The sequence below is a fragment of the Methylobacterium sp. D54C genome (genome assembly GCF_053345595.1).
The window spans coordinates 25,597-38,213 of the sequence record NZ_JBKFAK010000015.1; the positions used below are offsets into that span (position 1 = coordinate 25,597).

A 12,617-nucleotide genomic window follows, 5' to 3' on the forward strand; every position below is an offset into this window, starting at 1 on the left:
GACAGAACCATGCCGCGTTTCGCCGCCAACCTGAGCCTCATGTTCAACGAGGTGCCGTTCCTCGACCGGTTCGAGGCCGCGGCCCGGGCCGGGTTCGACGCCGTCGAGTTCCTGTTCCCCTACGAGCACGCGCCGGACGACATCGGCGCGCGGCTCCGCGCGAACGGCCTGACCCAGGCCCTGTTCAACCTGCCGCCGGGCGACTTCGCCCAGGGCGAGCGCGGGATCGCGGCCTTTCCCGAGCGGTTCGACGAGCTGAAGGCGGGGGCCGACACGGCGCTCCGCTACGCCGAGGCGACCGGCGTCGGCCGGCTCCACCTCATGGCGGGCCTCGCCCCGTGGGACGATCCCAGGGCGGTCGAATCCTACCGCCGGGCCGTGACCTGGACGGCGGAGCGGCTGGCGCCGGCCGGCCTCGACCTCGTCCTGGAGCCGATCAACGGCCGCAACATGCCGGGCTACTTCCTCAACGATTTCGGCCGCGCGGCCGACCTTATCCGCGAGCTCGCCCTGCCGAACCTGAAGCTCCAGTTCGACCTCTACCACTGCCAGATCCTGCACGGCGACGTGACCGTGCGGCTGCGCGCCCTGATGCCGCTCATCGGCCACGTCCAGACTGCGAGCGTGCCTGAGCGGCACGAGCCCGGCACCGGCGAGATGGCCGACTTCTTCCTGTTCGACGAGCTGGACCGGCTCGGCTACCGCGGCTTCGTCGGCTGCGAGTACATTCCGGCCGCCGACACCGTCGCGGGCCTCGGCTGGCTCGCCGCCTACAAGGGGAGCGCCCGATGAGCCTCGCGCTGGGATGCGTCGCCGACGACTACACGGGCGCCTCGGACCTCGCCAACACGCTGACCAAGGCGGGTCTGCGCACGATCCAGACCATCGGCGTGCCTGAGGACGGCCGGTCGCTGCCGGTGGCCGACGCTGTGGTGGTGGCCCTCAAGAGCCGCTCGATCCCCGCCGACCAGGCCGTGGCGCGCTCCCGCGAGGCGGAAGCCTGGCTGCGGGCCCGGGGCGCGGCCCACGTGATGTTCAAGGTCTGCTCGACCTTCGACTCCACCGATGCGGGCAATATCGGTCCCGTGATGGACGCCTTGCGGGCGGAGGCGGGCGAGACCGTCGCCCTCGTCACCCCGGCCTTCCCCGAGACGGGGCGGAGCGTCTACCAGGGCAACCTGTTCGTCGGCTCGGTGCCGCTGAACGAGAGCCCGCTCAAGGACCATCCGCTGAACCCGATGCGCGACGCCAACCTCGTGCGCGTGCTCGGGCGCCAGAGCGGCAGTCCCGTCGGCCTGATCGACACCGCCACGGTGGCTAGGGGCGCGGAGGCCGTGGCCGCCCGCCTCGACGCCCTCGCGCAGGAGGGCAAGGGCGCCGCCATCGCGGACGCGATCTTCGACAGCGACCTCGAGGTGCTCGGCCGGGCGATCGTCGGCCGCAAGTTCTCGGTGGGCGCGTCCGGCCTCGGCCTCGGCCTCGCCCGGGCGCTCGCGGCCGACGGGCGGGGAACCAAGGACGCCGCCGGCGCGGCCGTGGGCGAGCCGGTGGGTGGCGCCTCCGCCTGCCTCGCCGGCAGCTGCTCGCAGGCGACCCTCCAGCAGGTCGCCGCCGCGGAAACGATCATGCCGGTGCTGCGCCTCGACCCGGCGCGGCTGCTCGCGGGCGACGACGTGGTCGCCGAGGCCCTGGCCTTCGCGGACAAGCACTTGGCCTCGGGCCCGGTACTGATCGCCACCTCGGCCCCGCCCGAGGCGGTGCGCGCGCTCCAGGCCGCCCACGGCGTCAACGCGGCCGGCCACGCCATCGAGGCGGCGCTGGCAGCGATCGCCGAGGGCCTCGTCGCCCGCGGGGTGCGCCGGCTCGTGGTCGCCGGCGGCGAGACCTCCGGCGCGGTGGTCGACCGGCTGGGCCTCACGGCCTTCCTGCTCGGCCCCGAGATCGCCGCGGGTGTGCCGGTGCTGCGCACGGCGGGCCGGCCCGAGCCGATGCTGCTCGCCCTCAAATCCGGCAATTTCGGCGGCGCCGACTTCTTCGGCCGCGCCCTCGACATGATGGCCTGACGCCACAACCCGACGGGAGGTTTTCCATGCACGCCCTGATTCTCGGCGCCGCCGGCATGATCGGCCGCCGCCTCGTGGACGCCCTGGTGAGGGATGGCCGGGTCGGCGGACAGCCGCTCACCGCCCTCACCCTCCTCGACGTGGTCCCGCCCGCAGCGCCCGAGGGCTTCTCCGGCCCGGTGCGGGCCGAGGCCGCCGACCTCACGGCGCCCGGCGCCGCCGAGGCCGCCATCGCCGAGCGGCCGGGGGTCATCTTCCACCTCGCCGCCGTGGTCTCCGGCGAGGCCGAGGCGAACCTCGAGCTGGGCTACCGGGTCAACCTCGACGGCACCCGCCTGCTCCTCGACGCGATCCGGGCGGCCAGCGCGGCGGACGGCTACCGGCCGAAGCTGGTCTTCACCTCCTCGCTCGCGGTGTTCGGGCCGCCCTTCCCCAAGGTCATCCCGGACGACCACATCCTGCGCCCGGCCTCCTCGTACGGGGTCCAGAAGGCCATGGGCGAGCTGATGCTCGCCGACTACGCCCGCCGCGGCTTCCTCGACGGGATCGGCCTGCGGCTGCCGACGATCTGCGTGCGGCCGGGCAAGCCCAACAAGGCGGCCTCGGGTTTCTTCTCGGGGATCATCCGCGAGCCGCTCGCCGGCCAGGAGGCGATCCTGCCGGTGCCCGACACGGTCCGGCACTGGTTCGCCAGCCCCGCGGCGGCGGTGGGCTTCCTGATCCACGCCGCCGGGCTCGACCTCGCGGCGATCGGCCCGCGGATCAGCCTGACCATGCCGGGCGTCTCGGCGACGGTGGCGGAGGAGATTGAGGCCCTGCGCCGCGCGGCGGGCGACAAGGCCGTGGCGCTGATCCGGCGCGAACCCGACGCCACCATCGCGCGGATCGTCGGCTCCTGGCCGGAGGCGTTCGAGCCGGAGGCCGCCCTGGCCCTGGGCTTCCGGGCGGATGAATCCTTCGACGCGATCGTGGCCCAGCACGTGGCCGAGTTCCACGGGGGCTGAAGCCTCAGGCGAGGGCGGAGCGGATGTCAGTCTGCGGGAAATCGTCGCCGACATAGAGCAGCGGCACGCCGTGCACCTGTGCGCAGGCATAGGCGAAGCAGTCGCCCAGGTTCAGGCGCGCCGGGTGGCGGCCCTTGCCGTAGCGGGCATGGGCCGCAACGGCGATGCGGATTTCTGCAAGGCCGAGGGAGGCCATCCCGATACCGACCGTCTCGCGGAAGCTGTTCACGAGTCTCTCGGCGGTCTCAGGCGGCAGCGACCGAATGCGAGCCACCGCCAAGACAGCCTCGAACTGGGCGAGGGCACTGGTCAGACGACGCGGAGCTTGGCGGAGACAATCTGCCACCCGTTCATATCCCTGCTCCTGGCACAGGATCGCCACCAGCGCCGACGCATCGATGAACATCAGTCCTCATAGAGGCTGTCGTAGAAGGTCTTGTCGGCCTTGAGGCCGGTCTCCTGGTAGGCGGCAAGGGCCTCCTGTATCGGGCGAATCTTCTCCAGAAATTCGGTCAGCGACTCTTCCCGCCGATCCAGCTCGTTCTGAAGCGCGATCCGCACCGCCTCGGTCTTGCTCACGCCGGCCCGCGATGCCAGCTTCTCGGCCAGCTGATTCACCACTTCGCTGCGGATGTTGAGCGGCACGATCGCCTCCGTGTAGACAGGTGAGGCTAGTGTCTACACATCCGCGCCGCAAGCCCGGTGCAGACACCCGATCAAGGATCCCGATGACCCGCCTCGACGAGGCCCGCGCCGCGCTGAAGAAGACGTTCGGCTACGAGGATTTCCGCCCCGGCCAGGACGAGGTGATCGGCGCGGTGCTCGACGGGACCGACGTGTTCGCCGTGATGCCCACGGGCTCGGGCAAGTCGATGACCTACCAGCTCCCGGCCCTGGTCGATCCGGGGCTCACCGTGGTGGTCTCGCCGCTGATCGCGCTGATGCACGATCAGGTGCAGCAGATGCGCAGCGTCGGCATCCGCGCCGCGACCCTGAACTCCACGGTCGGGGAATCCGAGTCCCGCGAGACGTGGCGCGCCCTGCGCTCCGGCGACCTGCGGCTGCTGTTCGTCTCCCCCGAGCGCCTGCTGATGGACGGCTGCATGGACGCCCTGCGCGGCGCCGGCGTCCGGCGGCTCGCCGTCGACGAGGCCCACTGTGTCTCGCAGTGGGGCCACGATTTCCGGCCGGAGTACCGCGAGATCGCCCGCGCCCGGACGGCGCTGGGCAACGTCCAGACCCTGGCGCTCACCGCCACCGCCGACGCCGCGACCCGCGCCGAGATCGCCGAGCGCCTGTTCCCGCAGGACCGGCCCCCGAAGATCTTCGTCCACTCCTTCGACCGGCCGAACATCCGGCTGACCTTCCAGCCCAAGGACAACCCGGCCCGGCAGATCGAGCGGTTCCTGAAGCACCGGCGATCGGAGAGCGGGATCATCTACTGCTCGTCGCGCAAGCGCACCGAGCAGCTGGCCGAGACCCTCCGGAAGGACGGGTTCGACGCCCTGCCCTACCATGCCGGCCTCGACCAAGCGACGCGGATGGCGAACCAGGACCGGTTCCTGCAGGAGGACGGGGTGGTGATGACCGCCACCGTCGCCTTCGGCATGGGTATCAACAAGCCGGACGTGCGCTTCGTCTGCCACGCCGACATGCCCAACAACGTCGAGGGCTACTATCAGGAGATCGGCCGCGCCGGTCGCGACGGGCTGCCCGCCGACACGCTGACTCTCTACGGCCTCGACGACATGGCGCTCCGGCGCCGCCAGATCGACGAGAAGGAGATCTCCGACGACCGCCGCCGGGTCGAGCGGCGCAAGCTCGAGGCGATGATCACCCTGTGCGAGGGCGCCACCTGCCGCCGCCAGTCGCTGCTCGCCTATTTCGGCGAGTCGAGCGGTGCCTGCGGCCGCTGCGACCTGTGCCGCGGCGGCGTCACCCTCGTGGACGGGACCGTCCCGGCCCAGAAGATCCTCTCGGCGATCGTGCGCACCGGCCAGCGCTTCGGCGCGGCCTATATCTGCGACGTGGTCCACGGGAAGGAGAGCGACCAGATCCGCCGCAACGGCCACGCGAGCCTCAAGACCTTCGGGGTCGGGGCGGACAAGCCGGTGGCGGCGTGGCGGGCGATCCTGCGCCAGCTCTTCGCCGCCGGGGCGATCGCCGAGAACGCCGACGGCTACGGCGGCCTGTCCATGACCGAGAAGGGCGAGGCGATCCTGTTCGGCCGGGAGCCGGTCCAGCTCCGCCCCGATCCGGAGCCGAAGGCCGAATCCCGCGAGCGCCGCCGGGCCGCCGCCCGCGAGGACGGCGAGATCGCCCTCTCGGAGACCGACGAGGCGCTGTTCCAGCACCTGCGCGGCCTGCGCGCCACGCTCGCCCGGGCCGAGGGCATCGCGGCCTTCATGGTCTTCCCGGACCGGACCCTCATCGAGATGGCCCGTCAGAAGCCCGTCGATCTCTGGGCGCTGCGCACCGTCCACGGGGTCGGCGAGCGCAAGCGCGAGGCCTACGGCGACAGGTTCGTGGCCGCGATCGCCGATTTTCTGGCCCATCCGCCGGCCGCGTGACCGGCACCCATACACGGCCAGCAGGGCCGGCGTATTGCAACGCGGTGGCGGAACGCACTAATCCGTCACCGTCGCCGCGCGCGGCCCGGTTCGGGTCGCGCATCGGGTCGAGGGCCCTGCCGGGGCTCCCGGACCGCCCTCGTCGAGACCGCCCATGTTCCGCAACGACGTTCCGATCACCCCCGAGCTCGTGGCCCAGCACGGCCTGACGCCGGACGAGTACGAGCGCTTCCGCGGCCTGATCGGGCGCGACCCGACGCTGACCGAGCTCGGTATCGTCTCGGCCATGTGGAACGAGCACTGTTCCTACAAGTCCTCCCGCAAGCATCTGCGCGGGCTGCCGACCTCGGCGCCGTGGGTGATCCAGGGACCGGGCGAGAACGCGGGCGTCATCGACATCGGCGACGGCCACGCCTGCGTCTTCAAGATGGAGAGCCACAACCACCCGAGCTACATCGAGCCCTACCAGGGCGCGGCGACCGGGGTCGGCGGCATCCTGCGCGACGTCTTCACCATGGGCGCGCGGCCGATCGCGGCGCTCAACGCCCTGCGCTTCGGCTCCCCCGACCACCCGCGCACCCGCAGCCTCGTCTCGGGCGTGGTCGCGGGCGTCGGCGGCTACGGCAACTCCTTCGGCGTGCCGACGGTCGGCGGCCTGACCGGCTTCCACAAGCGCTACGACGGCAACATCCTTGTCAACGCCATGGCGGTTGGCCTCGCCCGCACCGACGGGATCTTCTACGCGGCCGCCGCCGGCGTCGGGAACCCGATCGTCTATCTCGGCTCCAAGACCGGCCGCGACGGCATCCACGGCGCCACCATGGCGTCGGCCGAGTTCGACGAGGAATCCGAGTCGAAGCGCCCGACCGTGCAGGTCGGCGACCCCTTCGCCGAGAAGCTGCTGCTGGAGGCCTGCCTGGAGCTGATGGCCTCGGGCGCGGTCATCGCCATCCAGGACATGGGCGCGGCCGGCCTCACCTGCTCCGCGGTCGAGATGGGCGCCAAGGGCGACCTTGGCGTCGAGCTCGACATCGACAAGGTGCCGGCCCGCGAGGAGGGCATGACCCCCTACGAGATGATGCTCTCGGAGAGCCAGGAGCGCATGCTCATGGTGCTCAAGCCCGGCATGGAGGCCGAGGCCGAAGCCATCTTCGTGAAGTGGGGACTCGACTTCGCGGTGATCGGCCGGACCACCGACACGCTGCGCTTCGTGATCAAATGGCACGGTGAGATCGTGGCCGACCTGCCGATCAAGGAGCTCGGCGACGAGGCCCCGCTCTACGACCGGCCGCATCTGGCCAACACGCACCAGCCGGTGATCGCGGCCGCCGATGTGGCGGCCCCGGCCTCGCTCACCGACGCGCTGAAGCGCCTCGTCGGCTCCCCCGACCTCGCCTCGAAGCGCTGGGTCTTCGAGCAGTACGACCACTTCATCCTCGGCAACACCGTCCAGAAGCCCGGCGGCGACGCCGCCATCGTGCGGGTCGAGGACGGGCCGAAGGGCCTCGCGCTCACCTGCGACGTGACCCCGCGCTACTGCGAGGCCGACCCGGTCGAGGGCGGCCGGCAGGCCGTGGCCGAGGCGTGGCGCAACATCACGGCGGTCGGCGCCAAGCCGCTCGCCATCACCGACAACCTGAACTTCGGCAACCCCGAGAAGCCCGAGGTGATGGGCCAGCTCGTCGGCTGCCTCCAGGGCATCGGCGAGGCCTGTCGGGCGCTCGACTTCCCGGTCGTGTCGGGCAACGTCTCGCTCTACAACGAGACCAACGGCGTCGGCATCCTGCCGACCCCGACCATCGGCGGCGTCGGCGTGCTGGACGACGTGGCGCGCCACGCGACCATCGCCCTGAAGCGCGAAGGCGACGTGCTGGTGCTGATCGGGGACAGCGAGGGCTGGCTCGGTCAGTCGGCCTACCTGTCGGTGATCGAGGGTCGCGAGGAGGGGGCGCCGCCGCCCGTCGACCTCGCCCTGGAGCGCCGCAACGGCGACTTCGTCCGCGGCCTGATCCAGGCCGGTACCGTCGACACGGTCCACGACCTCGCGGATGGCGGCCTCGCCGTCGCGCTCTCCGAGATGGCCATGGCGGGCCGGATCGGCGCGGCGCTCTCCGACGTGCCGGTGGACCTGCCGGCCCACGCCTACCTCTTCGGCGAGGACCAGGGCCGCTACCTGCTGGCGGTGCGGCCGGAGGCGGCCACCGATCTCCTCGCGGCTGCCGCGGCCCAGGGCGTGGCCGCGGCCTCGGTCGGCGTCGCCGGCTCCGACCGTTTGACCCTGCCGGGCGGCGAGACCATATCGCTCGCCGACCTGAATGCGGCGCACGAGGGCTGGCTGCCCGACTACATGGCGAGCCAGCCGGCCGCGCCGGCCGCCTGAGCCCCGTTCTGACGAGGAGTTTCCCGATGCCGATGGATGCGGGCGAGATCGAGCGCATGATCCGCGAGGCCCTGCCGGACGCGCAGGTGGAGATCCGCGACCTCGCGGGCGACGGCGACCACTACGCCGCCACCGTCCTGTCGGCGGCCTTCAAGGGCAAGACCCGGGTGGCGCAGCACCAGATGGTCTACGGCGCCCTCCAGGGCCGGATGGGCGGCGTGCTCCACGCCCTTGCGCTGACCACGGGCGTCCCGCAGGATTGAGCCTTCTCGCGGGAGCGCTCCCGATGGACCGACCGAGTCTCTACGACGACGACATCGTGACCTGGGCCGAGGAGCAGGCGGCGGCCCTGCGCGCGCTGGCCGAACGGCCTGAGCTGTCGAACGCAGTCGATTGGGAGAACGTTGCCGAGGAGATCGAGAGCGTGGGGCGTTCGCATCTGCGGGCCGTCGAAGGTCTGCTGATCCAGACGCTCGCCCACCTCCTCAAGCGCGCATCCGCCCCGCTCGCGCCGGCCAGCCTGCATTGGCGGGAGGAGGTCGCGACCTTCCAGATCACCGCCTGGAACGCCTACGAAGCGTCGATGCGGCAAAGGCTGAACTGGAGCAGGATCTGGAAATCGGCCGTCACGGCTGCCGAGGCTGGTCTTAGCGCCTATGGGAACGCGCTGCTCCCGGGGCTGCCGGAAGCCTGCCCGATCCGTCCTGAGGATCTGCTGACCGAGACTTTCGATATCGAGCGCGCACTTCGTACGATCGCCGCTTCGGTTGCGCGCCGCTGACTCAGACCTCACATACGACCGACGAACAAGGACAGAGCGATGACCGACGTCAACACGACCATCCAGAACGAGATCGCCTCCCAGGACGTGGTGGTGTTCATGAAGGGCACGCCGCAGATGCCGCAATGCGGCTTCTCGGGGCAGGTGGTGCAGATCCTCAACTACCTCGGCGTGCCGTTCAAGGGCGTGAATGTCCTGGCCGATCAGGAGATCCGGGAGGGCATCAAGGCCTTCTCGAACTGGCCGACCATCCCGCAGATCTACGTGAAGGGCGAGTTCGTCGGCGGCTGCGACATCACCCGCGAGATGTTCCAGTCGGGCGAGCTGCAGACTTTCCTGTCCGAGAAGGGCGTGCCGGTGAAGACCGCCGCCGCTTGATTTTTTTCGGGGCTTTTGAGGGACGGATCAGGGCGCCCGCGGGCGCCCTTTTTCGTGCCCGTCTTTGCGAGCGCAGCGAAGCAACCCAGGGCAGCGCGAGCTCGGCGGGCGTGGCGCCGCTGGATTGCTTCGCTCCGCTCGCAAGGACGGCAACCGGCTCAGCGCGGCTCGCGCGCCACGAACAGGGCGACACAGCCGACGACCGTAATATCGACCGACCGGAACCGCTGCTCCAGCGCCGCGCGCAGGTCCGGCAGCGTGTCGGCGGCGTTCGAGAACACCCCCTTGCGGTTGTAGATCCGCATCAGCGCCCGCGCCGCGCCCGTGGTCGGGACGCCGCCCGCGAGGATCGTGGCACCGAACACCACGCCGTCATCGGCCAGGCACGGTCGCACCGTGTCGAAGGCCCTCGCCTTCGCGGCGATGTCGCCCGGCAGGCAGTGCAGCAGGTAGGTCATCCCGATCGAGTCGAACGGCGCGATGCCGCTGGCCGGCGCGCCGAGAACGTCGACCCGGTAGGTCTCGGGCCGGTAGCGCGCGATCCGGTCGGCCGCGAAGGCGAGGCTGTCGGCGTTGAGGTCCATCAGGCCGACCCGCGGCGCGGGCGCCGGGAACCGGCATCGGTCGAGGTACCAGCCGGTCCCGACCCCGACGTCGAGATGCGCGAGGCCCGCGTGCCGGTCGTAGAGATCCAGGATCCGCGCCGTGGGGCAGCGCCAGATCAGGGGGTTCGACAGGCGCAGCACCACGAGGTCGTAGATCTGTAGCGTCCGCGGATTGTAGATCGCCTGCCCGGCTCGGGTGTCGGTCGCCATGGCTCTCCGTCAGGCCCCCTGTGGGCGGCGCGCATTCGCCTTCGCCGCCGCGATCGCGTATATCAGACCCTTTCCAACGTATGGATCGTTTGAACGCCATGGCGACGCCGTCGCTCGACAGCGCCCGCGCGGCCGATGCCGCGATCGAGAAGGCGCCGGATCTCCTCCCCGAGGCGCTGCCCGGCCGCCGCCCCTCGCTGGTCGGCCTGACCCGCGACGCCCTCAAGGCGCAGCTCGTCGGCATGGGCGTGCCCGAGCGCGAGAGCCGGATGCGCGCCGGCCAGGTCTGGCACTGGGTCAATTTCCGCGGGGCGTCCGACTTCGCCGAGATGACCAATGTCGGCAAGGCGCTGAAGGCGCAGCTCGCCGAGCACTTCACCCTGGAGCGGCCGGAGGTGGCGAGCCGGCAGGTCTCGCGCGACGGCACCCGCAAGTGGCTGCTGCGCATGGCGCCGACCAACCGGCAGGAGCACAATCGCGGCGCCGAGATCGAGTGCGTCTACATTCCGGGGCCCGACCGCGGCACGCTGTGCGTGTCCTCCCAGGTCGGCTGCACGCTGACCTGCTCGTTCTGCCACACCGGCACGCAGCGCCTCGTGCGCAACCTCTCGGCGGCCGAGATCGTGCAGCAGCTCGTCACCGCCCGGGATGAGCTCGGCGACTGGCCCGGCCAGATGCCGAGCCGCGACGCCGGCGGCTCCGGCGAGGTCGGCCGGCTCGTGACCAACATCGTGTTCATGGGCATGGGCGAGCCCCTCTACAACCTCGACGCCGTGGTCGACGCTGTCGGGGTGATGTCGGACCAGGAGGGGCTCGCCCTGTCCCGCCGCCGGATCACGGTCTCGACGTCGGGGGTCGTGCCGCAGATCCCGCGGCTCGGCGAGCAGGCCAACGCCATGCTGGCGATCTCGCTCCACGCCGTGCGCGACGACCTGCGCGACGAGCTGGTGCCGCTCAACCGGAAATACCCGATCGCCGAGCTGCTCGCGGCCTGCCGGGCCTATCCGGGCCTGAGCAACGCCCGCCGGATCACCTTCGAGTACGTGATGCTGAAGGGCGTCAACGATTCGGACGCGGACGCGCGGGAGCTGGTGCGCCTGCTCAAGGGCATACCGGCCAAGATCAACCTGATCCCGTTCAACCCCTGGCCGGGCAGCCGCTACGAGTGCTCGGACTGGGACCGGATCGAGCGCTTCTCCGAGATCGTGTTCAACGCCGGCTACGCCTCGCCGGTGCGTACGCCCCGCGGCCGGGATATCCTGGCGGCCTGCGGCCAGCTCAAGAGCGAGACCGAGAAGCTGCGCGCCCGCGCCCGGCTGATGCAGGAGGAGGGCATCGGCGTGGAGAGTTTCTACGCTGGCGCCGACGACTGACACCCGTCTTTGCGAGCGCAGCGAAGCAATCCAGAGTAGCGCCACGCGCACAGATGGCGCGCGGCCCTGGGTCGCTTCGCTGCGCTCGCGATGACGAGGTGGCTCACGCCGCAAACCGCCGCTCCTCCGCACGGCGAAGCGGCATCTCCGCGGCCCCGACCCATTCCGTGCGGTGCCGCGGCAGGGCCTCCGGGTGCTCGGCCTGGAGCCACGTGATCATCGCCTCGCGGACCACGCAGCGCAGGTCCCAGGCCTGGGGCGCGTTGCGGGCGCTCACCAGCATTCGGATCTCGATCGTCGATTCCTTCGCGTCCGAGACCTGGAGGTTCACCACCTTGCCGTCCCACAGGGGCGTGGCCCCGGCGATCTCGGCGAGCTTCTCGCGCATCGCTGCCACCGGCGCCCGGTGGTCGACGTAGACGAACACGCTGCCGATCAGCGAGGCGCCGTCGCGGGTCCAGTTCTGGAACGGCTTCTGGATGAAGTAGGTCAGCGGCAGGACCAGCCGGCGCCAGTCCCAGAGGCGGACCACCACGTAGGTCGCGGTGATCTCCTCGACCCAGCCCCACTCGTTCTCGACGATGATCGCGTCCTCGATCCGGATCGGCTGCGTGATGGCGATCTGGATACCGGCCACGAGATTCGACAGGACCGGCTGCATGGCGAGACCGAGGACGAGGCCCGCCGCGCCCGCCGAGGCGAGCAGGCTGACGCCGTACTGGCGCACCGGCTCGAAGGTCATCAGCGCCACCGACAGGGTGACGAGCGCAACCAGCGTCACGCCGGCCCGCTCCAGGATGCGCATCTGCGTGAAGTGCTTGCGCGCCAGGAGGTTGTCCTCGGCGTCGAGCTTGAACCGCCGCAGGTAGATCACCGTGGCGATGTGGAGCGCGGTGGCGCAGCACCAGCCGGTCAGCGTCACGAAGGCCACCAGCAGGATCTGGTTGAGGGCGATCCGCACCTCCCAGGACAGGTGCACGGTGGTCGAAGCGAGGCTGATCGCCACCACGATCAGACCGAGGCGGCTCGGCCCGCGGGTACGCGACACCAGCGAGCGCCAGAACAGGCTCTTGGTCGCGACCGCCCGCTTCATCGCCCGGTAGACGATCCCGTGCAGGGGCATCACCACGGCGCAGCAGGCGACGATGAGGATCAGGCTCTCGGCCCACCACGGCAGGTAGGCCAGCGCGCGAGCTGCGGAGCCGGCGAGCGCGTCGAGGTCCGGCATCGGGCATCGCTCCACGGGTTCCGAA

At 71.0% G+C, this 12,617-nt stretch carries 13 protein-coding genes; 9 read left to right on the top strand and 4 right to left on the bottom strand.

Going from position 1 to position 12,617, the window contains the following annotated elements; all coding sequences use genetic code 11:
- Nucleotides 1–9: 9 nt before the first annotated feature.
- From otnI to denD, 3 genes are read left to right on the top strand one after another with little or no spacing between them, the layout of a single operon-like run.
- The gene (gene otnI / locus ACLBYB_RS22920) at nt 10–792 is read left to right on the top strand and encodes a 2-oxo-tetronate isomerase (RefSeq protein ID WP_447700157.1); all 783 of its coding nucleotides are present in this window, start codon (nt 10–12) and stop codon (nt 790–792) included.
- Complete coding sequence (otnK, locus tag ACLBYB_RS22925; RefSeq protein WP_447700158.1) at nt 789–2,063, top strand: 3-oxo-tetronate kinase; 1,275 nt, start codon at nt 789–791, stop codon at nt 2,061–2,063. The genes otnI and otnK overlap by 4 nt, the downstream gene beginning before the upstream one ends.
- A 26-nt stretch (nt 2,064–2,089) precedes the next feature.
- A complete protein-coding gene (gene denD / locus ACLBYB_RS22930) occupies nt 2,090–3,067 on the top strand; it encodes a D-erythronate dehydrogenase (protein ID WP_331297904.1) in 978 nt (325 codons plus the stop codon).
- Nucleotides 3,068–3,071: 4 nt separating this feature from the next.
- Here denD and ACLBYB_RS22935 read toward each other — a convergent pair whose 3' ends face one another.
- Both ACLBYB_RS22935 and ACLBYB_RS22940 read right to left on the bottom strand, forming a co-directional pair.
- Complete coding sequence (locus ACLBYB_RS22935) at nt 3,072–3,473, bottom strand: type II toxin-antitoxin system VapC family toxin (RefSeq protein ID WP_331297906.1); 402 nt, start codon at nt 3,471–3,473, stop codon at nt 3,072–3,074.
- Nucleotides 3,473–3,712, bottom strand: coding sequence for a type II toxin-antitoxin system VapB family antitoxin (locus ACLBYB_RS22940; protein WP_331297908.1), 240 nt, complete (start codon nt 3,710–3,712; stop codon nt 3,473–3,475). Before ACLBYB_RS22940 ends, ACLBYB_RS22935 begins: the two co-directional genes overlap by 1 nt.
- Nucleotides 3,713–3,795: 83 nt before the next feature.
- On the opposite strand from ACLBYB_RS22940, the gene recQ reads away from it, so the two are divergent.
- The 5 genes from recQ (at nt 3,796) to grxD (ending at nt 9,176) form a co-directional block, all read left to right on the top strand.
- Complete coding sequence (gene recQ, locus ACLBYB_RS22945) at nt 3,796–5,637, top strand: DNA helicase RecQ (RefSeq protein ID WP_447700159.1); 1,842 nt, start codon at nt 3,796–3,798, stop codon at nt 5,635–5,637.
- 154 nt (nt 5,638–5,791) lie between these two features.
- On the top strand, nt 5,792–8,017 hold the full coding sequence (purL, locus tag ACLBYB_RS22950; protein WP_447700160.1) for a phosphoribosylformylglycinamidine synthase subunit PurL: 2,226 nt from the start codon (nt 5,792–5,794) through the stop codon (nt 8,015–8,017).
- Nucleotides 8,018–8,043: 26 nt separating this feature from the next.
- Nucleotides 8,044–8,280 (top strand): BolA family protein, encoded by a 237-nt coding sequence (locus ACLBYB_RS22955; RefSeq protein ID WP_007568343.1) that lies wholly within the window; start codon nt 8,044–8,046, stop codon nt 8,278–8,280.
- A 23-nt stretch (nt 8,281–8,303) separates the two neighbouring features.
- Nucleotides 8,304–8,798 (top strand): DUF29 domain-containing protein, encoded by a 495-nt coding sequence (locus ACLBYB_RS22960; protein ID WP_447700161.1) that lies wholly within the window; start codon nt 8,304–8,306, stop codon nt 8,796–8,798.
- Between the two features lie 39 nt (nt 8,799–8,837).
- A complete protein-coding gene (gene grxD / locus ACLBYB_RS22965; RefSeq protein ID WP_012318124.1) occupies nt 8,838–9,176 on the top strand; it encodes a Grx4 family monothiol glutaredoxin in 339 nt (112 codons plus the stop codon).
- Between the two features lie 158 nt (nt 9,177–9,334).
- On the opposite strand, the gene ACLBYB_RS22970 is transcribed toward grxD, so the two are convergent.
- Nucleotides 9,335–9,991 (bottom strand): class I SAM-dependent methyltransferase, encoded by a 657-nt coding sequence (locus ACLBYB_RS22970; RefSeq protein ID WP_447700162.1) that lies wholly within the window; start codon nt 9,989–9,991, stop codon nt 9,335–9,337.
- 98 nt (nt 9,992–10,089) lie between these two features.
- Between ACLBYB_RS22970 and rlmN the strand changes: the two genes are divergently transcribed.
- Nucleotides 10,090–11,364, top strand: a complete 1,275-nt coding sequence (gene rlmN, locus ACLBYB_RS22975) for a 23S rRNA (adenine(2503)-C(2))-methyltransferase RlmN (protein ID WP_447700163.1) — start codon at nt 10,090–10,092, stop codon at nt 11,362–11,364.
- Between the two features lie 103 nt (nt 11,365–11,467).
- Here rlmN and ACLBYB_RS22980 read toward each other — a convergent pair whose 3' ends face one another.
- On the bottom strand, nt 11,468–12,592 hold the full coding sequence (locus ACLBYB_RS22980; protein WP_091979809.1) for a mechanosensitive ion channel family protein: 1,125 nt from the start codon (nt 12,590–12,592) through the stop codon (nt 11,468–11,470).
- Nucleotides 12,593–12,617 lie beyond the last annotated feature (25 nt).